Consider the following 26,652-nt stretch of genomic DNA (forward strand, 5'->3'; position numbering starts at 1 on the left):
CATTGTTACGTAAGCAAAAAACTCGCGCAATAAAAATTGCGCATTGTGGATAAAACCTATCAATGCGCAATTAAAGTTTTTATAAGCACAATTACTTATCGGTTCGGTAAAAACCTTTGCCTTTGAAATTAATTGGAGGCGCAGAATACACTTTGCGAACAGTGTTTTTGCCGCACTGCGGGCAAATAGTAATAGGCTCATCCGAAAATGATTGATGTTCAGAAAAATCGTATCCGCATTCTTTGCAGCGGTAATGATAAGTAGGCAAAAGTTCCTCCGAAGTAATACGAGCATGTAAGTAGAAGCTTACTGTTCCTTCAAATATCCTAGTACATACTATGACAGCTTAGTAAAAAGCTACAGTTTTATTAGTAGTTTTATTAGCAGCATAGTTATACGCGATTGCGCATTCTGTTTAGCGTCCGCGCTCAGAAAACACAGCCCAATGAGGCGGCAACTCACTCAAAATACGATTATCGTCATCTTGATTACGTTGTTGCAAAGTAAGTTCGTCAGAAGGCTCCAGCTTTACGCCATCAGCGTCAAAAAGCTCAGAGCCTTCACGAACAACGCGAACAGACTTTCTAGGAGAGCGACGATTTGGATTATATTCGCTCATTCGTTATCACCATATAATTCGCCAAGGCGAGAAATAACGCGATCCACTTCTTTTTCAGGATTTACGAACGCTCCAACGCTCCAAACTGTCATCACAGACCATCCCAAAGATTCCAAGTCTTGAATCATCATGCGATGACGTTCACGAGTAGATTGCACGCTCATAAATTGAGCATCATCGGTGAGAACAGCCAAAGCGAAAGGCTTATCCGCAAGACCAACAACCATAGGAATTCGCGAATCATTATCGAAGCCGTAATTAACTTCTACACGCAATCCGCGAGAACGAATACGCTCAGCTAAATCTGCAAACAATACGTTATCTTTTGCTGATTGTGCAGCAAGTTGCGATTCAACGTCGTGAGAATCTTCTGGACGCAACGGCTTATCGCTTAAATGCTCAGCCCATTGCAACAGAGTCTTCAAAAGCTTAGGGCCATCTTGGTGCAAGCGATCATCTTCCATATCTTTAGAAGTAAAAGCACTTACAATATCAAGATGACGTCGAGCCAAAGCAAGAGCGTCTAGAAGCATGCTACTTCCACCTTCTTCTTCAAGCAAACCAAATTGCTGAAGAAGTCTGCCGTGCGAAGTTTTTGCATAGCACAGCGACATAATCACATCCGTAGCCACAGCTCCGGAAGCTTCATGAACACTCATTAAACGCACATGACGCAAGAAACGAGCCATATTTTCGTCTTTAATAGACAAAGCCTTAAGCTCTGCACCCAAACGGCTTCTAAACACGTTTGTTAAAGTAACAACCACAAGAACGTAAGTTGAAGGCACAACTGTAAAGGTTTTAGCACGCTGACGAATAAGATCCACTACTTCATCAATTTCACGCTGGCTGCTTTCAATAAGACCAGAAGATAATACTGGAACGCCAGTCGCCTCAATTTGATGCAAACGCACCTTGCCTTGCAAGCGCTCAACAGGAATATCATGACGTAGTTTTCCATAGCCATGCTCTTCCAAGAATCTAGCTAAACGCAACGAACGCCTTGTTGAACGCGACACAACTGTTACAGACGGAAGCATTGAAATAAGAGCGTTCAAGCTTTCGCAACTTACTGTCTGCTTGTGAGCCAACACAACAACTTGACGAGCACGCGCCAAAATAGAGAACAGCTCAATACTTGACATATGCTCTGCAGAATCAATAATTACAGTATCTGCAATAGGGCTAAGCGGTGTCATCATAGTAAGAGTAGATGGCATAGCAAGTAATATTGGCTTAGCAGCTAACACAATTTCTGCATAATTACGCAAAAGTTTGTTAAAAGTTATTCCGGAATGGTTGCTTGCAAGCATAGTATGCAATTGATTTGCTTCTTGAGTATGCGAGAACAATAATTCGCACAAATGCTTCATAGCTTCTTGCTGAACCATTGGACCAATAGAACGCACATGCTCAGTATCTACTTGCACAAAGCGATCAGACGCATCTTGCATTGCAGAACCGTCTTGATGAGAAATAATCGCAGAAGCGTTAACAATATCCTCAAAAACAGTTGTCCACCAAGCAAGTTGCAATTCGCCGTCAAGAGCATCCCCTGTAATATGACGATGCCTTAAATCATTTACTAAATCAGTCAAACCAGCGTTGTTAAATTCACGCTCCAACTTAGAACGACCAGGCAAAGTATCCAAAGAAGCACGATCATCATGCAAAGCTTGTAAACGTGCCTCAAGTTGCGTAAACTCAATGTTTTCAAGATCTGCACCTTGACGAGTTGTAGCTAACACTGCATCTAAAGCAACCAAATGCCTAGATAACACATCCTGAGTGCTCACTAATTCGTCTAACTTTGGAGGCAGCACAGGCCATCCGCCGTGAGGCACAAAAGTACGCCACTGAGCCGCTTGCTGAGCAACAATCTTTAAAGCTTCGTGAAGATCTTCAACTTTAGCTCCGACTCTAAGCAAACTACGAGCTTCGCGCACATGGTGACGGCGCTCCCAGAAGCCCATAACAGTGCCTTCAGCTTTGCGTTGAGCTTTTGGCTTACTAGCTTCAATCATTGCGTCTAAGTCACGCTCAAAAATATCCGGCTGGAAAACGTCAAGCACGCGGCGAAGATTCTTTAATACTGTAACTTGCCTACTCCACTCACGAACCGTTGTTGGTACAGGGAAACCACAGCTTTGTACAGTGCTTTTAACTTGCTCGCGAGTAGCAGGAAGAAGTTTAAGAAGAACATCCACAACTCGCTGATACACAGCTACAGCTTCATTCTCGTCAAAAATAGACGCACCAAACCAAGGAGTATCTTCAGGATTAATGCTGAACTCACCAAGCTCATCCGCTTGATGGAATTTTTTAGCCCAAGAATCAATCTGATTAGTCATAGCATGCGCAGACGCCACATCTAAACGCACATGAGTAGAAGGATGCGACGGAAGCATAGCAATAGCAGCAAGATTTTGGATAGTTTGGTACGCAGACACTCCCCAAGTTTCATTAATTCCGTGAAGGTCTCCCAAATAGCGCGTAAGACGCGAGCGCACGCCAACAAGCTCATCCGCAACCTGCTCAAAACGCGAAGTTGCAACGCTTTGACGCGCACCAACTGCAGCAATCAATTGAGAATCAACATGCTTTGCAATATGACCATCCGAAACGTCTAATGCTAATGAAGAAATTTCGTGAGTACTCAGAGTGTATCTGAATCGACGTTGCTGCTCAACAACATTTGGAACATACAACACTGAACGTCCTGCAAGCACAGAACGAGAAGCTATTGCAGCAGCAATTGCAGCAGAATCAGAACCTGAATCAATATTTACAAATAGCGAACTTCCGGAAGCAACTAAATTCGCAGCATAGCGAACAGTGTTGTCAACATCCCCTACTTCGCACTCACTATGAGGATCCGCATCGAAAGGACTATATTCAGGGTTTTTAGTCGATTTAAGAATCTGCTTAGCTTTATCATCCCCAGCCATGGCATTAATAACAGTATTACCTGCGCCGCCATTTTTTAGAGAATCTATAATATATTCGCTTTCTGCCACAAAACGTGAGCCAGCATCCGTGAAGCAGCCAAGAACAATATCTCGCTCAATATCAAAATCAGGGAAAGCATGACGCGCCTGCTGGCATATTGCTTCAAAAACAACCGACGTTTCTGGAGTGCCACTTTCGTAATGCGATCCATCAAATAGCACGTCTTCGCGCAACTCAACACCGCGCTCAAGTAAGCGCGATACAAGCGCACGATTTAAACCAACGCTTCCCGAAAAGTAGATAGTTGCAGAAGTTTCATCTTGATTTGTATCACGAACAACTCGAACTGGATACGTAAGAACCGGCACATGGTTGCCATTCCAAGACGCAACACCAACAATTAAGGAAAGTTCAGAAACACCGCTTTCATGCGCTTTTGCATCTCGATCTTCAAAAACGCGGTCGAGCCTGCGTCCAGCAGCTCGCAACATTCCAGAATCTCTAAACAAAGATTTTAATGTGACTTTGCCGCTAGCAAAAAGCTGAGCAATCCCAGAAGGATGCGCATGAGTTAATTCCAACTGTGCAGCAAGTTGCGTAATATCTTCTAAAGGAGAAGGAGATAATTGCGACTGATATTGTTTTTTCCAGCTTACGATGCGACTCAATTCATCAAATTTAGAAACTTGCGCATTAGATTTATTACGCAAGGAATCGTCTTCCACAGCAGCATTCTCCGTATAAGAATTACCAGCTAAAGAACCAGTAAAGTCTTTTGCTGGCGAATCTTGTTCCATATTATTTGTATCGCTCATATTTCCGCCCTACTTGCTTACTGTTCAACTTGCTTACGTTAAACTTGCTTACTGTTCAATAGCTTTACGATATGCGCTATAACCGCTGTTACGCGCAAGAGCAGAATCTACTTCTGCGTTACCTTGTGCTGCAAGCCAAGCATATAAATCATCGTATAATCCAGTATTTGCAGCCAAATACGGGAGAAACTCAGGATACTGAGCCATTTCAAATTGCCTTGAAAAATCATTGCTTTCTTTGGCTTCTTGAGAAGTGTATCCATCAATCTCAATTATTTGCTGCTGGGCGTCAAATTCTCCCTTTGACACCTTTTCAAATACTGAGCCAGGCTCAAATGCTGGAGTGTAAGGCTCATCAATACTGGTGTCGATGCTGGTGTCGATGCTGGTGTCGATGCTGCCAATATTGCTTACGTTGCTTACGTTGCTTGCGTTACTTGCGCTAGCATCGACGCTACTAACAATGTCACTAGATATGCTATTAGATACGCCGTTATCGATAGTGCCGATATTGCTTATGCTGCTTGCGTTATTTACGTTGCTTACGTTATTTACGCTGCTTGCGTTATTTACGTTGCTTTCGCTTTCAACATTCGTATTGGTTGATGCGAAATCGTAATTTGCGTTGTTGCTTTCAGTTTTAATAGGATCATTATTTAAAACGTCAGATTCAACTTCTTCTTGCACAGGAGTTTCAGTGTGCAAAGCTTTAGCATCATCAAACAAATTACGCGGTTCCACCGGCTGTTCCTGCTGTTCTTGAACTACAGGGAACGTTACATCATGATTAACCGGAGAAATATTATCAAGAGGAGATTTTTGCTCACCCTGCTGCCACGACAATCCAGGCTGCGCAACAGATTGCGCATGGAAAATGCCAGTAGGCTCTCCAGCACGCAAATCAAGAATTTGATCTACCGATAAGCCTGATGCAGCCGGCTCATCGTGCAAATCGTCAGTCGCATACGAGAACAAATTTCGCACTTCATTTTTTTGATCAGCATCAGGAGCTTCTTCTTCTACGCGCACAAAATCAACTGGCACATCGCCAAATTGCATGCGCATTAAGCTATCTGGAAGCTGGAAATCAACATCCGGCTCCAGTCTAAGCAAATCTCCATTTGCTCCAACCAAGTACGTTCCATTTGTTGAATGCAAATCGCGAATTGTTGCTACTCCACGATTATCAACAATAAGAAGCGCATGCCTTTTTGACATAGAACGCTTGTTGTCTACTATGTCGACGCGCTTAAATCCATCCTCGCGCAATGGGCGTATAGGTTTGCGGCCAATCTCTACCGACTGTCCAGCACCCACACGTGCCTGTTCGACACCACCTACTGTAATCATCCAGCGCTGCACGGTTTGTCGCTCACTCACGTGACCTGCTCCCTTCAAAAAACACACTACACACTATTGTGTCATGCTTTATGTATATTGCGCTAGTTTTTATAAGAATTTGATTATTTTATGTATAAGTTTTAAGGAAAATGAGTTTTGGGATAAGAAAAATGGCTTTGTGAAGAAACGCCAATAGCAATTAAGCTGAAACTTAAAAGCTTTAGCGAATATTCACAAAGCCAATTCTGTAAATAATTTATAAGTCAAAGACTTATTGGTGGCTTAGTTTTTGCCGCCGCCAAAAAGGCCACCCCAATCACTGTCGTTACCCGGAGCAGAGAAATCGCCAAGACCTAGATTGACTTTGGGAGCAGGCGTATCCTTCTTATCCTTACCACTGTTGCTGTCGGTGCCTGTGCTACCAGTGGTGCCAGTGTTGCCGTTGCTACCGACGGTGCCGGTGCTACCAGTGCTACCAGCTTCATGTTCGCCTTGCTTAGGAGTAGAAGGAGCAGAATTTTGGCCACCTTCAGTAGAACTGGCAGGAGCTGGAGTATTACCAGGTTGAGTTGCAGCACCAGCCGGCTTTGCAGGCTCAGAAGGATTGGCAGGAGCTGGAGTATTGCCAGTAGGTGTAGTTGCAGTACCAGCAGGCTTTTCGGTAGTACCAGTATTCGTGGTCGTACCTGAAGCAGAAGGAGCTGGAGTCTCAGTTTTATGATCATCCGGCTTTGCAGGAGTAGTATCAGCCTTTGGGGTTTCGCCACCTTCAGTAGAACCAGCAGGTTTAGTTGTGGTGCCAGCCGGCTTTGCAGGCTCAGAAGAAGTGCCAGGAGTTACTGCAGGAGCTGCAGGAGTAGCAGATGGATTCTCATCCTGCTTTGCAGGCGCAGGATTCTCATTATCCTTCTTCTCCTGCTCACGGAACTTTTTAAGCCAATCACTAGTAAAATTACTGTTAAAGAGATTCTCACCCTTGCTATCTACCAAATCATTGTTAAGAATATTCTTAAATCTCTTAATGTCTTTGGCATTAACTTCTGTAACTTTAGGAGTAGAGGTGACAGCAGGAGCAGATGGAACGTCTTCTTCAGCAGCATCTTCTTCAGCAGCGTTATCTTCGTTTAAATCAAGATCATCAAAATTGAAATCATCGAGATTAAAATCATCAACATTGAAATCAGCAGGAGCAGCAGAATCGTCAACACCGCTCAAATCAACACCGCTCAAATCAAGATCATCAAAATTGAAATCATCGAGATTAAAATCATCAGAATCAGCAGGAGTCTCAGACGCAGCAGTACCAGCCGCAGGAGTCTCAACTGCAGGAGCAGCAGAAGCGTCAACACCACTCAAATCAACACCACTCAAATCAACACCACTCAAATCAAGATCATCGAGATTAAAATCATCGAGATTAAAATCATCAGAATCAGCAGCAGTCTCAGCCGCAGGAGTCTCAGCCGCAGGAGCAGCAGAAGCGTCGACATCGCTTAAATCAATGTCACTAAAATCGATGTCGCCAAAATTGAAATCATCAAAATTGAAATCATCAGCAGCGGCAGAAGTTGCAGTCACAGGGGCAGCATCTACAGAAGCAGCAGTATTAGAAACAGTAGCAGCTTTAGCTGCAACAGCGCCATTAGCCATTGCTGGCAAAGCAAAAGCCACGCTAGAAACTAATGTAGAGCCTGCAGCAAAAGCTGCAATAGCCTTCTTATTTAACATTTCATCTTCCTTTCTTTTCTCACGATTACGTATATTTTTTACGATTACGTATATCACATATGCTTTGAGGGATAATAAATTACGCAAACCCCCCATAGCCTTTTTACTCATATATCAATTTCGGCTTTGTGACGCAAATAGCACCACAAAGCCGAAAAAATAACGTTCATCTCAAACTTATTTATGCACTTATTTATGCAAAGAATAAACGCGATATTTAATTTTACAAACTAGTGACGCATTGGTACAGCAGGATTTCCATGGCGCTTCGCTGCTCCCACAGGAGCGGTATGCTTAACCGCTGGTGCAGGGGCTGCATTATCAGCTGCAGGAGCATCCTCAACATCGCTGAAATCAAAATTATCAAAGTTGAAATCATCAGCAGCAGCTGGAGTTGCATCATCAGCAACTGGAGCAGCAGGAGCATCCTCAACACCGCTCAAATCAAGATCATCAAAGTTGAAATCATCAAGATTGAAATCATCGAGGTTGAAATCATCAAAGTTGAAATCATCAGCAGCAGCTGGAGTTGCATCATCAGCAACTGGAGCAGCAGGAGCATCCTCAACACCGCTCAAATCAAAATCATCAAAGTTGAAATCATCGAGATTGAAATCATCAAAGTTGAAATCATCAGCACCTGGAGTTGCAGCATCATCAGCTGGAGCAGCTGGAGTCTCATCATCAGCTACAGGAGCAGCTGGAGTTGCATCATAGCTACCAGCAGAAGAACTAGCACCGCCACCAAAAAGCACATGGTCAAGTTCATCATTATCAGCTGGAGCTGTAAAATTCTCAGTTTCCAACGTTTTTACAAGATCCAGCATTAATGCATTAGCAGGTGCCGCAAAAGCGAAACCAGAAAGCAAGGTTGCGCCAGCAGCAAAAGCTGCAAGAGCTTTCTTATTTAACATATTATTTTCCTTTCTCCTTGGGGGATGCGCCCCCTACTTTAGAAAAGCACGGCTATAAAACCTAGCTTTCCAATAGTGTACTGATTAATATCAGCAAGCGCTTCTTAACACGCTTTACAAAACAATAGTACCTTATAACCTGTTTTAACCACCCCGGAGGCAAAACTTGTTATGTTATCGGCGTGTCGAAAACGCACTCAATTAAATATAAAAATAGGCGGCAGAGATAAATCTCACCGCCTATTTTCACTACTCGCTACTAATAAATTTCACGAATAGAGATAAAAACAAGAACTACTTAAGTTCCACGGAAGCGCCGGCCTCTTCGAGGGCAGCCTTAGCCTTCTCGGCATCTTCCTTCTTAGCCTTCTCAAGAACAGCCTTTGGAGCGCCGTCCACGAGAGCCTTAGCTTCAGCCAAGCCGAGGCTGGTCAAAGCACGCACAGCCTTGATGACTGCAATCTTCTTGTCGCCAGCAGCGGTAAGAACGACGTCAAACTCGTCCTTCTCTTCCTCAGCAGCGCCAGCAGCAGCTGGAGCAGCGGCAACAGCGGCGACAGGGGCAGCAGCCTCGACGTCGAACTTCTCTTCAAAGGCCTTGACGAACTCAGAGAGCTCAACGAGGGTCATTTCACCAAAAGCTTCAAGAAGCTCTTCACTAGTGAGCTTAGCCATAATTGGCTTCCTTTCTTACTTGGCCAGGCACAAGTTGTGCCTTACGACCATAACATTTTTATTATTGGTTGGTCTCATGCAGCAAGCTGCAAGGGAATCAAGCGGCCTTTTCCTGCTTTTCGCGCAAAGCGTCGATAGTACGCACAGTCTTGGTTGGCAATGCGTTGAACAGGTAGGCGGCCTTGGACATGGTGCCCTTGAGCGCGCCGGCCATTTCGGAAAGCAACTGTGGACGAGACTTCAAGTCTGCAAGCTGCTTTGCGCCTTCGGCATCGTAAACGGTTCCATCTGCGAAACCACCCTTGACGACGAGGGCTTTATTCTCTTTGGCAAAATCACGCAAGGTCTTAGCAGCCTCAATGAAATCACCCTTCACGAAGGTGATTGCAGTTGGGCCGGCGAGGATCTCGTCAAGACCTTCAACGCCCGCTTCCTTAGCGGCGATACGGGCGAGTGTGTTCTTGGCCACAGAGTAGGAAGTATCGCGGCCTAGCTTTTCACGCAGAGAAGAAATCTGCGGAACGGTAAGCCCGCGGTACTCGGTGAGGTAGACAGCGTCCGCGTTACGGAACAACTCCGTAAGCTCTGCAACTACCGCTTCCTTTTCGGGCCTCTTCATGGCGTTCCTTCCTAAATCGGCCGTCAGTTCGAAAGAAAGGCATCAAACTCAAGAAACAGAGCAATAAAAAAGCCCTGCGCACTGGCAGAGCAACATAAGAAGCAAAACATGCTAAATACAACTTACAGCAAGCGCGCTGTAAATCATCGCTCAACCTGTGCTGGCCTGACGCATCAATTTCAGGAATCTTTCGACTCCACCAACGGTCTGTGGTTTACGTTGGGCAAGTTTAATACAAAATCAAGACAATGTCAATAAAAATTTATGCGAAAACTATAAATAAAAAGAGGGCGCGCAATTGCACACCCTCAAATACATTATTTTCACTGCTCTGTAAGTTTATGCTACCTAAGTTTATTGCTTACAGCATTCTAGGTTTTTACAGCACAGCGTTAGCAACGAAATCAAGCAAGAACAGCAAGGAAACAATCCAAAGCATTGGATGAACTTCCTTAGCACGCTTCTTGCAAGTCATAACTAAGCAGTACATGATGAAGCCTGCAGCGATACCGTAAGAAATGGAGTAAGAGAACGCCATAAATACAGCAGCAAAGAATGCAGGAATTGCTTCGGAAATATCATCCCAAGCAATTTCCTTCAAAGAGCTTGCCATCATGCAACCAACAACCACAAGCACGCCTGCAGTTGCTGCAGCAGGAACTGCAGAAGCAAAAGGCGCAAGAACAATAGAAAGCGCGAAGCACACGGACACAACCACGGAAGTCAAACCAGTGCGACCGCCGGCACCAATACCAGCAGCAGATTCTACATAAGTAGTGGTGTTAGAAGTACCGCAAATTGCACCAACGGAAGTAGCAATAGAATCAGCGAACAAAGCACGATCCATCTTGGAGCTAAAGCCGGAGCCGTTCTCCAAAGCCTTCTCGTCTTCCTCGGAGAAAATACCAGTGCGACGGCCGGTACCAATAAAGGTTCCGAGAGTGTCAAAAGTATCCGACATTGAGAATGCGAAGATAGTTACCAACACAAGCGGCAAACGAGCAGGATCAGCAAACAAAGATGCAAAGCCCTTATCGCTAAAAATAGCGCCGAAAGTAGTTGGGAGCTGAGCAAAAGCGTCAGTAACAGACACTGCATTGTTCAAAGAAGTCAAGCCCAAAGGAATACCAATTAAAGAGGTTGCAATAATTGTAATAAGCAAGCTTGCGCGAACTTTAAGAACTGTAAGAACAATAGCAAAAAGAAGTCCAATAAGGAATAACCAAAGCACAGGGTTATTCATAACAGCAAGACCTGGAATAGCAGCAGTTGGTTTACTCTTTGCAGCGGCGGCAGGATCCTTGGAAGTAAAAGTAATCAAGCCAACGCTCATCATGCCCACATAGGCCACAAATAAACCAATGCCACCGCCGATTGCTTGCTGAAGCGAAGTCGGGATGGCACGAATAATCATTTTACGAATTTTTGTAACGGTAATAATAATGTTAATTAAACCGCACAAGAACACCATGCACATGGCCTCTTGCCATGTAAAGTGCAATCCGAAGCAAACTGTGTAAGTAAAGAATGCGTTAAGACCCATGCCTGCAGCCTGTGCGTAAGGTACGTTAGCAAACAAGCCCATAACAAGGGTACCAATGATTGCTGCGATGATTGTAGCGAGGAAAACGCCACCCTTAGGCATGCCAGTTTGGCTTAAAATCATTGGATTTACGACGATAATATACGACATTGCGAAGAATGTAGTGAGACCTGCAGTGATCTCCGTTGATACATTCGTGCCGTTTTCTTTGAGATGGAAGAACTTTTCCATAAACTCTCTGTTCCTTGGTTTTACAGCGCAAAAGACCATAGAAAGCGCGGCGAAAGCACTTGAGCAATCGCGGACGCAATTACATTTGGGCATTCACGCAGAGGTTACTGCGACTCGCCGGAAGAACAAAAGCACCACAAAATCTCAAATAAAATTATGAAAATTGCGAAAGCTTTGAACAACCGAACAGCTCTGACCTTACGCGCACGTGCTGACCAACTCACAAAGGTAAAAGTGTTAAAAATTCAGCAAAACGGCTGAAAAAACAACGCAAAACTCACCCAAAGCGACCGGAAATATAGCGCTCGGCTTCGGCATTGCGCGGATTGTTAAACATAGTCGTAGTATCCGCAAAATACTCCAAATGGCCCGGCTTGCCAACAGCCTTCAAATTAAAGAATGCTGTGTAGTCAGCAACTCGCGCAGCCTGCTGCATATTGTGAGTAACAATCACAATCGTGTACTCGTTTTTAAGATCGTTAATCAAATCTTCTACTGCAAGAGTTGAAATAGGATCAAGCGCCGAGCAAGGCTCGTCCATAAGCAAAACTTGCGGATGCACTGCCACCGCTCTAGCAATGCAAAGTCGCTGCTGCTGACCTCCAGAAAGACCAATTCCAGGCTTATCTAAGCGATCCTTTACTTCATTCCACAAATTTGCTCCGCGCAAAGCCCACTCAACTAAGTCGTCGGCGTCATTCTTAGAAATCTTGCGATTATTCAAACGAACTCCAGCAAGCACATTTTCGCGAATTGACATAGTTGGGAATGGATTCGGACGCTGAAAAACCATGCCAACGTCGCGTCGAACCGCCACAGGATCCACATCTTTGCCGTATAAATCGCGGCCTTCAAGAAGCACTTGACCTTCTACGCGAGCGCCCGGCGTGATTTCGTGCATGCGATCTAAAGTGCGCAAAACTGTTGATTTTCCGCAGCCGGAAGGTCCAATAAAAGCCGTAACTTTATTCGGCTCAATATTAATATTCACGTCTTCTACAGCAAGAAAATCACCATAATAAATATTTAGGTGATTCACATCAATTCGTTGACCCATTTTATGCTCGCTTTCTAAAAATTTATTTTGCTTTGTTTTGCTTTATTTCGCTTGTTTTGCTTTATTTCGCTTATTTTGCTTGTTTCGTTTATTTCGCTTATTTCGTTTTATTCCAGATTGACTTTGACTTATTTCGCTTTATCTCGCTTTTACTGCAAACACTCTAGAAACGACTCGACCAATAATATTTAGTAACAGCACAACCACAATAAGAGTTAAAGCCGCAGCCCACGCGCGTTCCATAGGAATTGAAGTTACGCAAGAAGCCGGCGCATTAGCTGGGCAGTTCGCAGAAAGTTTAGAATATTCTTGGTAAACATACACTGGCAAAGTCGTCATCTGGCCATCAAATAAATTGAAATTCGTGGAAGCAATAAAACCTGCAGCCATAAGAAGCGGCGCAGTTTCGCCAATCACACGCGCAACAGCAAGAATGCATCCAGACACAATTCCCGGAAGAGCAGTTCTCAGAACAATTTTTGTAATCATGCGCTGCTTTGTTACTCCCAAAGCTAAAGCAGCCTCACGCAAATCGTTCGGCACAATTTTTAGCATTTCTTGCGAAGATTTTACAACAGTTGGAAGCATAAGTAGCGAAAGTGCAACGGAACCTTCAAAACCGTTAATAGTTCCAGGACCTGCAAAAAGCGCAAACATAGAAAACGCAAACAAGCCAGCAACAATTGACGGAATACCGCTCATTACGTCAACTAGTAGGTTAATTATTCGAGCCATTTTGCTTCCGCTAGCATACTCCACTAAGTAAACTGCGCACATGATTCCAATTGGAATCGAAATAAGCATAGCTCCAAAAGTTATTTCAAGAGTTCCAATAATTGCGTGTAAAATTCCGCCGTAACCGCCAGTTCCAGTGGCATTTCCGCCCACAACGTAGGTCATATTATGCGTTAAAAAGTCAAGATTTAAGCGCTTAATGCCGTTAATAATTGTTGTTAAAAGCAGCGAAGCCAAAGGAATAACTGCAACTACGAAAGACAAGAAAATAAGCACGCGCATAAGCATATCTTTGCGTTTGCGCGCTGCAAGAGAAGATCTAGTTGGGCGGAATTTGTTGAAGTCGATAACAGGAGCTGCGGAATTTTCTGCGCGATTTGCTGCGGAATTTTCTGCAGAATCTACAGCACCTTCGTTAGATTTATTAATTTGATTCGCCATTTATGCGCCCGCCTTTCCTGTAATTTTGCGAGCAATAAAGTTGACTGCAAAAGAAATAACGAACAAAACTAAGCCGGTTGCAATAAGCGCACTTACGCCAAGACCATTCGCTTCCGGATACTGCGCTGCAATATTTGCAGCAATAGTTTGATTTTGGGAAGCTTTGAAAATATTTATACCAAAAGTAAATCCAGGAGACAAAATCATCAAAACTGCCATTGTTTCGCCAAGAGCACGACCCAACCCAAGCATAGAAGCCGACACAATACCCGACTTTGCAAACGGCAAAACAGCTAACTTAATCATCTCCCACTTCGTAGCACCGAGCGCCAGCGCGCCCTCCTGCTGCAAGCGAGGAGCCTGCTGGAAAATATCGCGAGCCATCGAAGTAATAATGGGCAAAATCATAACAGCCAAAACTAAGCTAACAGTTGCAGCACTTCTGGAAGGATTCGCCACAGGACCAGAAAATAGCGGAATCCAACCAAAAAGTTTAGAAACCCAATCCCAGAACGGATACATTGCTGGCACAAGCACCAATCCGCCCCACAAACCATAAATTACGGACGGAATTGCAGCAAGCAAATCAACAACTCCGCTTAAAAGCGGAACAATTTTTTTAGGAGCATAATACGCAATAAACAGCGCGATGCCGATTGCAACGAAAAATGCGAACAGCAGTGCGAGCGCAGACATAAGTACAGTTCCAAAAATAAGAGGAGCTACGTAACTTATAAAATCGTGCGCTTTACCGCCAGTAAAGTCGTAAAATACGCGACTTACTTGCGCTTGATCTCCGCTTATTAGCGGCCAAGCACGAAACAGTAAAAATAGCGCAACTGCAGTAAGAACAATCAAAATCAGCACGCCACAGCCTGCAGCCACGCCTTTAAAAAGACGATCCGCAATATGAGTGCCTGCATAATTTTTGCTATTGCTCTCAGAAATTTTAGTAGCATCATTTGCGCTATTCGCAACTGCTGTCGTATTTTTCGTAGAACTCAATCATGCTCCTTTTAACTAATATTTTTATAATATCAGTTACGAAAAGTTTTTACTTTTTATTTTACTTTCCGATTTTTATTGTATTAATTGACTTGTTAATTTTGCCAACCAAATTTTGTGGAAGTGGAGCCGTTCCAGCAGCAGAAGAAGCAGCATTCTGACCTTCCGCGCTAGTTACGTAGCTAAGCCAAGACTTCACAAACTGAGCAGTTCCAGAATCTTTATAAACCGGGCAAGAAATATCGTAAGAAACCAGCACAATCGGGTAAGCGCCCTTAGTTTGCGTATTATGATTAATTTTCATAACAACGCGGTTAGGATATTTTGCCGAAATATCAGAATCAATCTCGGAATCAGCCAAAGTTTGCGAAGCCGCTTCAGGAGAAATCTCATTATAAGTATCCCCCACCTTCACAGCAACAGTGCCGAGCTTTCCAACTTGCGAAAAATCAGCGTAGCCAATAGCACCGTCAGCCATGCGAACTGTTGACACAACACCGGAAGTGCCTTTTGCGCCTTGACCGACGCTATTTGGCCAGTTTTCAGAAAGATCATGCGACCAATCGTCCGGAGCTGCATCCTTAACATAGCTTAAGAAGTTCTGCGTTGTGCCGGACTTATCGGAGCGGTGAACAACAGTAATTGGAGTGTCTGGAAGCTTTAGCTTAGGATTTTGCGATTTAATTGCATCGTCATTCCAGCGCGTAATCTTGCCGTCGAAAATTTTAGCAATTGTAGAAGCGTCCATATTTATGTGTTTTCCAGCATCCGAAACGCCTTTTAGATTAAAGATTACAGCGATTGGAGATACGTATACTGGAACGTCGAAAGCTGTAGTGCCATTTGCGCAAACCGACTTTGATTTTTCTACTTCGTCGTCACTTAGCGATTTATCGGACCCAGCCCATGCTGTGGCTCCCGTCATAAAAGTAGTAACGCCAGCGCCAGAGCCAGTTGGATTATAGGCGATTTTAGTGCCAGGATTTTTAGATTGGAATCCTGCGATCCACGCTTCTACTGCAACCTGCTGCGAAGAAGCGCCAGAGCCTTGGAAGTTTCCGGAAATTTTTGCATTCTGTGCGCCAGTTGCGTTGTTGTTGTCTGCAGGAACATTGTCGCCGCAAGCAGCGCAAGTTGCGCACAAGCCGAAAGTTAGCGCTGCCGCAGCGATACTACGGAACTTAAGAGCGCTTTTATTCGTATTTACTTTGATTGTATTCAATTTATTCATATTTGACTTATTCATATAGTTACGCATATTCTTCTTTCCTTTCGCGAAGAATTGCATTGCGCCCCACCACACTTTCGCGTTCCTATAGCCGTATTTGCGAATTGGGCGCATTTCCTTAAATTACCCTATCTTTTTTTATTAACGCAACTATCGTAAACAGGTGGGTTAAACCGCACCGGCAAAAATAAAGTGAGTACTAAAAATGGCGGTATTTGGCGCTAGAGATTGCGCGACTTGCGTGCGAAGTAAGTCGGCGACCGCCTCAGCGTGTCGAAATGTCACAAATTGCGAAGAATATTTACCGTAATTTTTGCAGCCGTGTCCGCGTATTCGGAAATATCAAAAGTGTGAAAATCCTCGTATTTTGTGTCCGCATTATCGCTCATTGCGCGCACAACAAGTGCAGGAACATCGTTACGAGCAGCAACATGCAAGACGGCTGCGCCTTCCATTTCCACAGCATCCGCTTGAGTAGCTGCAATTACTTCCGCAACTTTTTCTGGCGAATCAACAAAATAACCGCCGGACGCAATCGTTCCAGCAATATGCGTGATTTTCATATCAGTAAGCACTTTGCTAGCTACTTTAAGAAGATAATCATCCGAATGAAACTCGCTTGCAAACGGCTTCCACTGGCCAATTAAGCGCATATCAGTATCGAGATATTTTACAGTTTTTCCAAGAACAACATCGTTCGTATGCAAATTTTTATTAAGATTTCCTGCAATTCCAGAAAAAATTACGGCTTGAGGATTGTATGCGTCAATAAGATATTGCACAGTTGCAGCAGCATTTACTAAGCCCATTCCGCCAACCGTAGCTGCAACTTCGATTTTGCTGCCATTCGCCGAGTCAAGAGTGCCGCAAGATACGTCAAGACTTGCAGACTTATCGTGAATCACGTTTTCAAGCGCGCTAGCAATATGCGCAACTTCCTCATCCAAAGCGCCAACAATAGCAACTTTAGTAATATCAGTTTCCGCAAGTTTTTCAGTATTAGACATTAAGAATCATCCTTTTTTTACTTCGCTACTTACGCATTTATCGTTATTCTTAACCAAAAACACGCATACTAAAGTCATAATAACAAAACTTAAAGTAGCAATCTTCAGCAATGCGTCGCACTGAAAATCAAACCAAGGATTCACAACAGGAACATTGAAAAACGCAATGATTTGATTCTGCAGAGCAAGAAAAGCGAAAGATCCAGCTATAATCAACACACAAACTAAAGTGCCAACAATGCGACGCCATCCGTTAGCAAAAACAAGCAAAGCAATTCCAGTTACAAACGGTATAAAAACGCTAAACCACAAAGCAGAAAACGTAACAACCGTATACCCAGCACTATGAGTGCCACGATACCACGCAAAAGCAAGCAAAATAACACCAGTTGCAATCAAAGCAAACAACACATAACGCACCACTGGTAGCGCCTTACACATAAAACCTTTATTAGCTTTATCTGCTTTATTCGCTTTATTCAAGTCTTCGTTATACATTTCAACACACTCCCTTGTACGCAAAATATAATGCAAAATAGGCAGCAAATACAGTAAGGAATATAAGCCAAGTAGAAGTAAATTGAGATTATCTTACTACAATCTCTAATCTCTACGGCGTGTTGCAACAGATTTAGCTAAGGTTCTTAGCAAATCGGCAGTATCTTCCCAAGAAATACAACGATCCGTAATAGACTTGCCGTACTCAAGCTCGCTAAGAGGAGCAGGATCCTGATTACCACCCTGCAAGAAGCTCTCCATCATAACGCCCTTAATGCCCTGCTCGCCAGCAGCCAAACGATCCGCAATCTCACGCACAACCTCAATCTGGCGATGCTCATCCTTGCCAGAATTACCGTGCGAGCAATCCACAACCACGCCGTTAGAAGCCACGCAACCAGTTCCCAAACGCAAACGAATCGAAGCCACAGCAGAAGCAACCGACGCAGCATCATAATTCGGACCCTTACTAGATCCGCGCAAAACCACGTGGCAGTCCGGGTTGCCAAGAGTCTGCACAGCACAAGCGCGACCAAGATGATCAATACCAAAGAACGTATGATGCTGGCTCGCAGCCAAGCAACCATTCACAGCCGCAGAAACAGAACCATCAGTAGCATTCTTAAAACCAACCGGCATAGAAAGACCACTAGCAAGCTGACGGTGAATCTGAGACTCAGTATTACGCGCACCAATCGCACCCCAGCTCACAGCATCCGCAATAAACTGCGGGCTAGTCGGCTCCAAAAACTCAGTAGCAGCAGCCAAACCAGCATCCAACACGCCAAGCAAAGTCTTACGCGCAAGCAACAAACCCTTATGAATATCATGCGTTCCATCAATATCCGGGTCGTTAATCAAACCCTTCCAGCCAAGAGCCGTGCGCGGCTTTTCAAAATACACGCGCATAACAATAAGAAGCTCATCTTCAAGCTCCGAACGCAACTTAGCTAAACGACTCGCATAATCAAGAGCAGCCTTAGGATCATGCACAGAACACGGGCCAACAATAACCAACAAGCGATCATCGTCGCCATTCAAACAGCCACGAATCTCATCGCGCGACTCAGCAACAATATCCTGCGCATACGGCGACAACGGCAACTCACCAAGCACCTGAGCAGGAGTCGGCAGTGGCTCCAGCTCCAATACGCGGCGGTTAATAATGCGATCCACACCAACCTGGTCCTCCCAGCGCTGGAACTTCGCAGAGTTAAGAGGGTTGCGCCCCTCCTCAACTTCCTTCTTTACCGCGCGAGAAGTACGCTGCTCAGCTGTAGAAGACATTTGTTCACCATCCTATAAAAACCTAATTTGGTGTGGTCGGTGTTCGCGTCTTAAGATAAAGACGCGAACACCGCCGCGCTCACGCGAAAAGCACACTGTGCTTTTCGCAATAGTGAGCGCGGCGCTTTGGGGTAGCTTAAGCGCCCAATGCGCTTAAGCTAGGCCAAAGCGCCCATTGGATCCCATGCCGGTAATACAATTGCTGGCTCTTCTAGGGCCTTGCGATATTCTTCCGGAAGCATATTCTTCGGAACAGCAACCTCATACACGTACTCAGTAAACCAATCGTCACTCATCGTAAAGTAACCCTTATCCGCAATGTCAGTGCCCCAAGAGTTCTCAACGCGCCAACGACGAGTAGTCGTTCCATCATCAGCAACATCCACGCCAGCAAAAGCCATAGCATGATTCATCGCAGAATCAGCAAAACGCACGCGCGCTTCCTTATCCAAATCAAAATCAACGCCATAAACGCGGCCGTACTCGAACAAATCCGTAGCCCAAGCGCCATTTTCGCGATCCATCATAGGATGGCAATCGGCACCAAACCAAACTGGAATGCCCTTCTCAACCAAAATCTTACGCACGCAATCCTTCATAAACTGGTTTGGCACGTTCAAATACTCGGTTGCGTCTCCTCCTGCAACATTACCCAAGTGCTCAATAGCAATCTTCTTGCCCTTAGGATGTTCAGCGCGAGGATCGTCAACCAAGCACACATAATCCTCAAGACCAGCATTCACATACTTCTTCCAGAACTCAACCGGAGTAATCTCGCCGTCACGATGGAACTTACCGTCGCTATCAGTCCACTCCCAATCAAAGCTCTTAGGTGGCTCACCCAAGTGAATCGTCAAAATCCTGTGACCTGCAGCAGTAGCATCCGCAATAATCTCATCAATTTCAGTAGCATTCGCATACATATGAGCCACAGCAGTATGCAAAAGCGCACGCAACTGCGTATTCATAGCGCCCGTATTCTTAGAAGAAGCAGTCTCCGGGAACAAATCCTTAGGAACAGCACCATACTTCTTGTACACGTTCATAGCCATAGTCCACTGGCCGCCGTCGCCCATAACGTCATGCAACAAGTGCTGAATCAAGCGAGAATCCGAAGGCTCCCCTGCACGCACCAAAGCAGCAACATCCTTCAAGAAATAATTCACGCGCTCAAGCTTGTCATAGTACATGGCATAATTCTGCGAAAACTCAAACTCCTTCAAGCCGAGGGACTTCTTCGCAATAAAACGAGCCACGTTCAACGAGCTAAACAGCCAGCAACGGCCAGAACGATCCTGATGCGTAGCATCGCCGTTGTCAACAATCGTGGAAAAACGACGCTGCAGCAAGCGCGCGCGATCATAGTTACGCGCAAACTTATCAATTCCAGCAGCAGTCACACCATTCATAGCCAAACGGTTCAATGGATTTGCTTCAAAATCCTCACGCAAACCCTGCAATGCTTCATCAGTTAGAGCGGTGATTTCAGTCACTATTCTTACCTTTCCTATTAATTATTTACTTAAATTTATTTAGAAAATTTAGTTAGAAAATTTATTTTACTAATTTTCTTTCTATTCTGCACTTCTGCACTTTCGGCACTTCAGCACTTCGGCAGTTTCAGCAGCATTCGGCACTATTCAGCATCGTCCGCATTTTCAGCAGATTCCGCCAAAGCAGCTTGAACCTCACGCTGAGCTTGTTTTGCATCTGCAGAAGATTGCGCATCAGACGAATCGTCACCATCGTCAGAAGCCTGATTAACCGGCTGGCTCTGCTGAGCATCGCCAAAATCAAAACCGGAGAACGCGTTAGCAAACAGCGAGCGCAATTCCGTAACGCGCTGAGTAATAGTTGCTTCGCGATGCTGCAACTGGCTCAAACGCGCAGTCATTCCATCAAGCTCCTGCTGTGCTGCAGCCCTACGCTCTTCAACTTGAGCAGTTGCTTCTTGCATAGCTTTGCGCACAATTTCCGCAGCCTGATCGTCCGCAGCCTTATGCGTTTGCGCAGCATAATCATCAGCTTCCTGATGCACAGTTTTTGCGCGCGCAACCAAAGCATCTGCTTCTTCCTGAGCTGCACTTTCCTTTTCTTTCAAGCCAGAAAGTAACGCATCAACCTTCTTCGTAGCTTCTTCTTGCTGGGAAGCAATATCTGCACGAATTTGCTCAACTTCAGCACTAACCTGGCTTAATGTGCGAGTGCGCTCAACTTGAGCATCATCAGCAATTTCCTGAGCTTTCGCGCTAGCTGCATCCGTAATTTCTCCAGCCTTACGTTGAGCATCTGCCATCATCTTAGAAGCATGCTCACGCATATCAGCCAGCTTCTTATTTGCTTCGGCAAGAGCAGATTCAATTTGATCATTTGTTTCCGCTTTAGCACGAGCAATTTCTTCGTTTGCTGCAGCACGCTGTTCAGCAATTTTTTGAGCAGCTTCCGACTTAAGTTGCGAAATGCTGCTTTCTTGCTGAGCTCGCTCTGAAGCCATACGCTTAGTGTGTTCTTCGTGAGCATTTTGCAAAGCTAATTCTGCAGCATCTTTTTGTGCTTGCACATCTTTTGCTGTAGTATCACGCAAACGCGCAGAATCTTCTTGAGCTGCTTGCATCATTTGAGTCGACTTTTGCGTAGCATTTGAAAGCATTGTGTCAGCTTTAGTTTTAGCTTCTTGCATTAAATGCGCTGCATCTAGCTTTGCGTTATTAAGTAACGTTCCAGCTTGTGCTTGTGCATTCTTCTTGATTGATGCAGCATCCTGCTTAGCACGTTCAAGTAATTGCGCACTTGTTTGTTCTGCAGAAGCCAGTAATTGTTGCGCATTTGCACCCAAAGATGCGAAAGTATTTCCGCTTTTTGCGCGTTTTACATTATTTTTTTCTTCTTGCAATTGTGCTTGTAATTGCAAAATAGATTCATCGCTAGAACGCACTTGTTCACGCAATCGCGAAATAGTGCGCTCATAGTTTGCAAAGGCTTCGTTTACCTTGTCTTTATCGTACCCACGCAGAGCGGTTGGGAATAAATCCGCTACCATAATATTCCTTTCACAAGCCCCCGCACAGCTGCACCGACCGCTGTGCACACACCATCAGCATCAACGCTATCACTTAAGTGCGCAAAATACTCGTGTGTTGCGAACGTTTTTTGCATGCTTTATAACTTACTAAATTATTTATCTTTAATTACTAAAGCTAGCAGTCTTCCTTCATGCGATTTTCCTGCAAGTTGCGCGCGTCTATGCGAATACCACAAAGGATTTTCCAAAGTGCACATTGGATTTTGCAAATTTTGCAAACGTTCCGGCAAAGATGCTCCCTCACCGTCTACTTCGCAAATTGTGCGCAATTCCTCATCTTCCTGCAAATATTGCGTAGCTGCAGTAACTCGAGGCAAAGCGTCAACAATATTTGCTACTCCTGCAAGAGCTAAGTCGATTCGTGCAGCTTCCGCAATATCAATACCTAAACCGCCAAAACGAGTTTTTGTTACAGTTTGTGGGTATCGTTTTTCAAAATCGCACGCAATACTTTCGCCAACTTCGTAGCAGTCTGCGCAAATGCACGGGCCTAAAACCGCATTTATGCGCGAGCGTTCAGCGCCTTTTTCGCACATTGCTTCAATAGTTGCATCAAGAACTCCAGCCATTAAGCCTTTTCTGCCGCAATGAGCTGCAGCAATAACTCCAGCTTCGTCATCCGCAAGTAAAACAGGCAAGCAGTCGGCTGCAAACATTCCCAAAGCAAGCGAGCAAGCTGTAGAAACTTGCGCATCTGATTCAATACGCAATTTAGAATCTGCGAAACCGGTTGCGTCGAATCCGTAAGAAGTATTCCATGAATCAACTACAGTATCCGCATCAAAAACTTCTTTTCCATGCACTTGAGCAACCAAAGACAAGTCCGCTTGTAATGCTCGCTGCAAAGACGCGCGATTACTAGCAACAGCTTCCGCACTATCTTCTGCGCGTCCGCCCAAATTAAGAGAAGCAAAAGCTCCTTCAGAAATTCCACCTAGTCTTGTAGTAAAAACAGCATGAGTTCTAGCACCCAGTGATACTGGAATAGTTACAGGAATTGGCGTTCCTTCTTCGTCTTCATGAGGAAGAGGCATGCCTGTTACGCTTGTTTGTTGCATATTTTGCTTTCTTTCATCCCAAATAAGCCAATTCTTCATCGCTTAATTGCAAATCTGAAGCTTTTAAGCTGTCCAAAATAGTAGCTGGCCTATGCGCTCCAGGAATTACAAATACGTGATTACCTTTTGCAAGTTCCCAAGCCAAAACAACCTGCTGGTAGCTTACGCCATGAGCCTCGGCAACTTTGCGGAATGGGTCAAAAAGATGATCGTCATACGGGTGTCGGAATCCTCCTAACGGACTCCAGCATACGAAAGCAATTCCAAGCTTTTCGCAATATTGCAACGTATCTTCGTTTTCTAAATGAACCGGCGAATACTGGTTTTGCACAGCAACTAACTTATTTCCTAAAATGTTGCGAGCAATATCAATTTGTTCCACAGAAGCGTTAGAAATGCCGATTTCGCGCGCCACACCTTCGTCAAGCAGCTGTTGCATTGCTTCAATAGATTCGTTGTATGGCACTTCTGGATCCGGCCTGTGGAAGTAAAGCAAATCAATAGTATCTACGCCCAGCACCATAGCTGACTCTTTTGCGTGGCGAATTAAATGCTCAGGCTTTCCATCTTTGCCCCACGTTGGACGGCCATCCGTAAAGTTACGGAAATGCCCAACTTTTGTTGCAACTAAAATAGAAGATTTATCGCCTTTCCAAGTGCTTAAAGCTTCGTGAACAAGCTTTTCGCCGGTTTGCTCTTCACCTCCGGAGCAGTAATATGCCCAAGCAGTGTCAATATGGGTGCAGCCTGCGTCGAGAGCTGCATGAATTGTTTCGATTCCCATATCGTGACCGAGATTATTTTCAATTGTTAAAGGCATTTCGCCAAAACCAATAGCTGTTGTATTAAACGAGCCTAAATCGCGATGCATTACCATATTTTTCCTTATTTTAAACAGTTTTAAAATGCCTCCAAACGCAAAAGCAATTTGAAGGCATTTCGTAAATTATTAATTTATTTATTATCGATTAGTATTTATTTTCGATAATTTTATGCGATTAATCTTCCTCGAATGGATCAAAATCGCGGCGTACGCGACGGCGAGGACGCTCTGTACGCTCTTCGCGAGCTGAACGATATTCGTCGTAGTGATTGTCGTCTGCAGCGTATCGTGGGTTTCGATCTAAGCCACGGCGGTTTTCTGTAGACCTGCGAGTTGCGCGTTCGCTGCGATCGTCGCGATTATCGCGGCTGTCGCGATTGTCGCGATCATTGTAGCGATCGTCACGATTATCACGGTCGTCACGGCGCAAGTTGCGGCGAGGACGATCGTCAAAATCGTTGTCATTGTAACGATCGTCACGATCCGAGCGACGGTCGTCACGACGCACGTTACGGTCTTCGTAGCGGCTGTCGCGATTGTCGCGATCGTAACGATTATCACGCTCGTCGCGATCCGCACGGTCACGATCATCACGATCATCGCGCATACGACGGCGAGGACGATCGTCACGATCCGCACGATCTCGATCATCGCGGTCATCGCGGTCATCACGGTCGTCACGACGTGCACGTCCACGATAATCACCGCGGCTGTCACGATCGTCGCGCGAACCACGTCCGCGATTTTCGCGAGGAGCTGGAGCCGAAGATTCCTGATTCTCAAATCCTGGAATTGCTAAGGAAATCTTACCGCGCTCATCTACGCTTTGTACGATAACCTCAACATCATCGCCTTCCTTAAGCACATCCTCAACTGTGTCAATACGTTCGCCATTAGCCAAATTGCGAATTTGCGAAATATGCAATAAGCCATCGGTGCCAGGAGTCAAATTCACAAAAGCACCAAAGCTTGTAGTTTTCACAACTTTACCAGTGAAAGTTTCGCCAGCTTTTGGAATATGAGGATTAGCAATAGAATCGATGATTTCCTTTGCTTTCTGAGCAGCTTCTCCACCTTCGGAAGCAATATAAACTGTGCCGTCATCCTCAATAGCAATCTCAGCACCAGTATCTTCCTGAATTTGGTTAATCATCTTGCCCTTAGGGCCAATTACTTCACCAATCTTATCCACAGGAATAGTAGTGGTAATAATTCGTGGAGCAAATGGGCTCATTTCTGCTGGGCAATCAATGCACTCGTTAATAACCTCAAGAATAGTTGTACGAGCTTCGTGAGCCTGCTGCAAAGCGGCAGCCAAAATATCAGCTGGAATACCATCAAGCTTAGTATCAAGCTGCAAAGCAGTAATAAACTCGGAAGTACCAGCAACCTTGAAGTCCATATCTCCAAAAGCATCTTCTGCACCGAGAATATCGGTTAAGGTCTTAAAGATGTGCTTTCCATCAACATCGCCAGAAACCAAGCCCATAGCAATACCAGCAACCGGAGCCTTCAAAGGCACGCCTGCAGCAAGCAAGGAAAGCGTAGAAGCGCACACGGAACCCATAGAAGTAGAACCGTTGGAACCAATAGCCTCAGAAACCTGACGAATAGCGTATGGGAACTCTTCACGACTTGGCAACACAGGCACCAAAGCTTTCTCTGCCAAAGCACCGTGACCAATTTCGCGACGCTTTGGAGAACCAACGCGGCCAGTTTCACCAGTGGAGTATGGAGGCATTTCGTAGTTGTGCATGTAGCGCTTGGTTTGTGGGCCAGAAAGCGCATCAACTTGCTGTTCCATCTTCAACATATTCAAAGTAGTAACACCAAGAATCTGAGTTTCACCACGCTGGAAAAGTGCAGAACCGTGAACGCGTGGAACAATATCAACTTCAGCAGAAAGCGTACGAATATCACGCAAACCGCGGCCGTCAATACGATAATCCTCAGTCAAAATACGACGACGAACAATCTGACGCTGCAATTCCTTGAAGGCGTTGCCGAGTTCCTTTTCCTTCTCAGCTTCGTCCATATCAGTGAACTCTTGCGCAATTGTTTCGCGCACATTTTCCTTAATTTCCGCAATACGGTCTTGGCGAGGAAGCTTTTCTGCAATAGAGAGAGCCTCGTTCAAATCAGCATGCGCAATCTCGTCAATGCGAGCGTAAAGTTCGTCAGTATACTCTGGGAATAGCTGGAATTCCTTAGTTTCCTTAGCTGCAATACGCTTCAACTCGTTTTGAGCATCGCAAATTACCTTAATGAATGGCTTAGCAGCTTCCAAACCGCCGGCAACAACTTCCTCATCTGGCTTAGTTTGACCCTCGTTGTAAATCAAATTCCAAGCGTTCTTACCAGCTCCAGCCTCAATCATTGCGATTGCAACATCGCCGTTGTCGATTACGCGGCCAGCAACCACAATCTCGAACACAGCGCGTTCGCGTTCGCTCCAACGTGGGAAAGCAACCCACTGGCCATCAATCAAAGCCAAACGGACGCCAGAAACTGGGCCTTCAAATGGCAAACCAGAAATCATAGTTGATGCAGACGCAGCATTCAAAGCAATAACGTCATAAGCATCGTCCGGATTAATAGACAAAACAGTTTCCACAACCTGAACTTCGTTACGAAGAGTGTGTGGGAACAGTGGTCGCAACGGGCGGTCAATAATGCGGCATGCCAACGTTGCCTCATTAGAAGGACGGCCTTCCCTGCGGAAGAAAGATCCTGGAATCTTTCCAGCAGCGTACATTTTTTCTTCTACATCAACAGTTAATGGGAAGAAGTCGTAATTTTCCTTCGGGCTAGATCCTGCAGTCGTCGTCGACAAAATCATGGAATCGTCATCCAAATATGCAGCAACAGCACCATCAGCTTGCTGAGCAAGGCGACCAGTTTCAAAGCGCAGCGTGCGCTTACCAAATGAACCATTATCAATAACGGCTTCTACAGCCTTAATTTCGGGACCCTCCACGGGTTCCTCCTTTTCTTAAC

At 45.0% G+C, this 26,652-nt stretch carries 21 protein-coding genes; all 21 read right to left on the reverse strand.

Going from position 1 to position 26,652, the window contains the following annotated elements:
- Nucleotides 1–91 precede the first annotated feature (91 nt).
- A complete protein-coding gene (locus tag ACTJLE_RS02875) occupies nucleotides 92–268 on the reverse strand; it encodes an FmdB family zinc ribbon protein (protein WP_029600038.1) in 177 nt (58 codons plus the stop codon).
- 147 nt (nucleotides 269–415) lie between these two features.
- The gene (locus ACTJLE_RS02880; protein ID WP_481267346.1) at nucleotides 416–619 is read right to left on the reverse strand and encodes a hypothetical protein; all 204 of its coding nucleotides are present in this window, start codon (nucleotides 617–619) and stop codon (nucleotides 416–418) included.
- A complete protein-coding gene (locus tag ACTJLE_RS02885) occupies nucleotides 616–4,383 on the reverse strand; it encodes a helicase (protein WP_481267347.1) in 3,768 nt (1,255 codons plus the stop codon). The genes ACTJLE_RS02880 and ACTJLE_RS02885 overlap by 4 nt, the downstream gene beginning before the upstream one ends.
- 48 nt (nucleotides 4,384–4,431) lie before the next feature.
- Nucleotides 4,432–5,763: an FHA domain-containing protein gene (locus ACTJLE_RS02890; protein WP_481267348.1), complete on the reverse strand. Its 1,332-nt coding sequence runs from the start codon at nucleotides 5,761–5,763 to the stop codon at nucleotides 4,432–4,434.
- A 243-nt stretch (nucleotides 5,764–6,006) separates the two neighbouring features.
- On the reverse strand, nucleotides 6,007–7,452 hold the full coding sequence (locus ACTJLE_RS02895) for a hypothetical protein (RefSeq protein WP_481267349.1): 1,446 nt from the start codon (nucleotides 7,450–7,452) through the stop codon (nucleotides 6,007–6,009).
- A gap of 230 nt (nucleotides 7,453–7,682) precedes the next feature.
- Nucleotides 7,683–8,366 carry a hypothetical protein gene (locus ACTJLE_RS02900; protein ID WP_481267350.1) on the reverse strand — a complete coding sequence of 228 codons (684 nt, stop codon included), beginning with the start codon at nucleotides 8,364–8,366 and terminating at the stop codon, nucleotides 7,683–7,685.
- A 294-nt stretch (nucleotides 8,367–8,660) separates the two neighbouring features.
- A complete protein-coding gene (rplL, locus tag ACTJLE_RS02905) occupies nucleotides 8,661–9,041 on the reverse strand; it encodes a 50S ribosomal protein L7/L12 (protein ID WP_032814643.1) in 381 nt (126 codons plus the stop codon).
- 97 nt (nucleotides 9,042–9,138) lie between these two features.
- Nucleotides 9,139–9,660 carry a 50S ribosomal protein L10 gene (gene rplJ, locus ACTJLE_RS02910; protein WP_481267351.1) on the reverse strand — a complete coding sequence of 174 codons (522 nt, stop codon included), beginning with the start codon at nucleotides 9,658–9,660 and terminating at the stop codon, nucleotides 9,139–9,141.
- A gap of 379 nt (nucleotides 9,661–10,039) precedes the next feature.
- Complete coding sequence (locus tag ACTJLE_RS02915) at nucleotides 10,040–11,434, reverse strand: NCS2 family permease (protein WP_308583281.1); 1,395 nt, start codon at nucleotides 11,432–11,434, stop codon at nucleotides 10,040–10,042.
- Nucleotides 11,435–11,711: 277 nt separating this feature from the next.
- Nucleotides 11,712–12,491, reverse strand: coding sequence for a phosphate ABC transporter ATP-binding protein PstB (gene pstB / locus ACTJLE_RS02920; protein WP_119487299.1), 780 nt, complete (start codon nucleotides 12,489–12,491; stop codon nucleotides 11,712–11,714).
- A 138-nt stretch (nucleotides 12,492–12,629) separates the two neighbouring features.
- Nucleotides 12,630–13,667 carry a phosphate ABC transporter permease PstA gene (gene pstA, locus ACTJLE_RS02925; RefSeq protein WP_481267352.1) on the reverse strand — a complete coding sequence of 346 codons (1,038 nt, stop codon included), beginning with the start codon at nucleotides 13,665–13,667 and terminating at the stop codon, nucleotides 12,630–12,632.
- Nucleotides 13,668–14,615, reverse strand: coding sequence for a phosphate ABC transporter permease subunit PstC (gene pstC, locus ACTJLE_RS02930; RefSeq protein ID WP_119487353.1), 948 nt, complete (start codon nucleotides 14,613–14,615; stop codon nucleotides 13,668–13,670). It lies immediately after the preceding gene.
- Between the two features lie 118 nt (nucleotides 14,616–14,733).
- Entirely contained in the window at nucleotides 14,734–15,930 is a 1,197-nt protein-coding gene (pstS, locus tag ACTJLE_RS02935) for a phosphate ABC transporter substrate-binding protein PstS (RefSeq protein WP_481267353.1), read from the reverse strand.
- Between the two features lie 251 nt (nucleotides 15,931–16,181).
- Nucleotides 16,182–16,907, reverse strand: a complete 726-nt coding sequence (gene mtnN, locus ACTJLE_RS02940; RefSeq protein ID WP_481267354.1) for a 5'-methylthioadenosine/S-adenosylhomocysteine nucleosidase — start codon at nucleotides 16,905–16,907, stop codon at nucleotides 16,182–16,184.
- A 6-nt stretch (nucleotides 16,908–16,913) separates the two neighbouring features.
- The gene (locus ACTJLE_RS02945) at nucleotides 16,914–17,405 is read right to left on the reverse strand and encodes a hypothetical protein (protein ID WP_481267355.1); all 492 of its coding nucleotides are present in this window, start codon (nucleotides 17,403–17,405) and stop codon (nucleotides 16,914–16,916) included.
- A gap of 105 nt (nucleotides 17,406–17,510) precedes the next feature.
- Nucleotides 17,511–18,692, reverse strand: a complete 1,182-nt coding sequence (locus ACTJLE_RS02950) for a 3-deoxy-7-phosphoheptulonate synthase (protein WP_481267356.1) — start codon at nucleotides 18,690–18,692, stop codon at nucleotides 17,511–17,513.
- 158 nt (nucleotides 18,693–18,850) lie between these two features.
- Nucleotides 18,851–20,185, reverse strand: coding sequence for a C1 family peptidase (locus ACTJLE_RS02955; protein WP_119487293.1), 1,335 nt, complete (start codon nucleotides 20,183–20,185; stop codon nucleotides 18,851–18,853).
- A 143-nt stretch (nucleotides 20,186–20,328) separates the two neighbouring features.
- Nucleotides 20,329–21,732: a cell division protein gene (locus ACTJLE_RS02960; RefSeq protein ID WP_481267357.1), complete on the reverse strand. Its 1,404-nt coding sequence runs from the start codon at nucleotides 21,730–21,732 to the stop codon at nucleotides 20,329–20,331.
- A gap of 134 nt (nucleotides 21,733–21,866) precedes the next feature.
- Complete coding sequence (locus ACTJLE_RS02965) at nucleotides 21,867–22,832, reverse strand: purine nucleoside phosphorylase YfiH/LACC1 family protein (protein ID WP_481267397.1); 966 nt, start codon at nucleotides 22,830–22,832, stop codon at nucleotides 21,867–21,869.
- A gap of 13 nt (nucleotides 22,833–22,845) precedes the next feature.
- Nucleotides 22,846–23,709, reverse strand: a complete 864-nt coding sequence (locus ACTJLE_RS02970; protein WP_481267358.1) for an aldo/keto reductase — start codon at nucleotides 23,707–23,709, stop codon at nucleotides 22,846–22,848.
- Between the two features lie 121 nt (nucleotides 23,710–23,830).
- Nucleotides 23,831–26,632 (reverse strand): polyribonucleotide nucleotidyltransferase, encoded by a 2,802-nt coding sequence (locus ACTJLE_RS02975; protein ID WP_481267359.1) that lies wholly within the window; start codon nucleotides 26,630–26,632, stop codon nucleotides 23,831–23,833.
- Nucleotides 26,633–26,652: the final 20 nt, after the last annotated feature.

The organism is Gardnerella sp. CCPDSM (assembly GCF_056754715.1).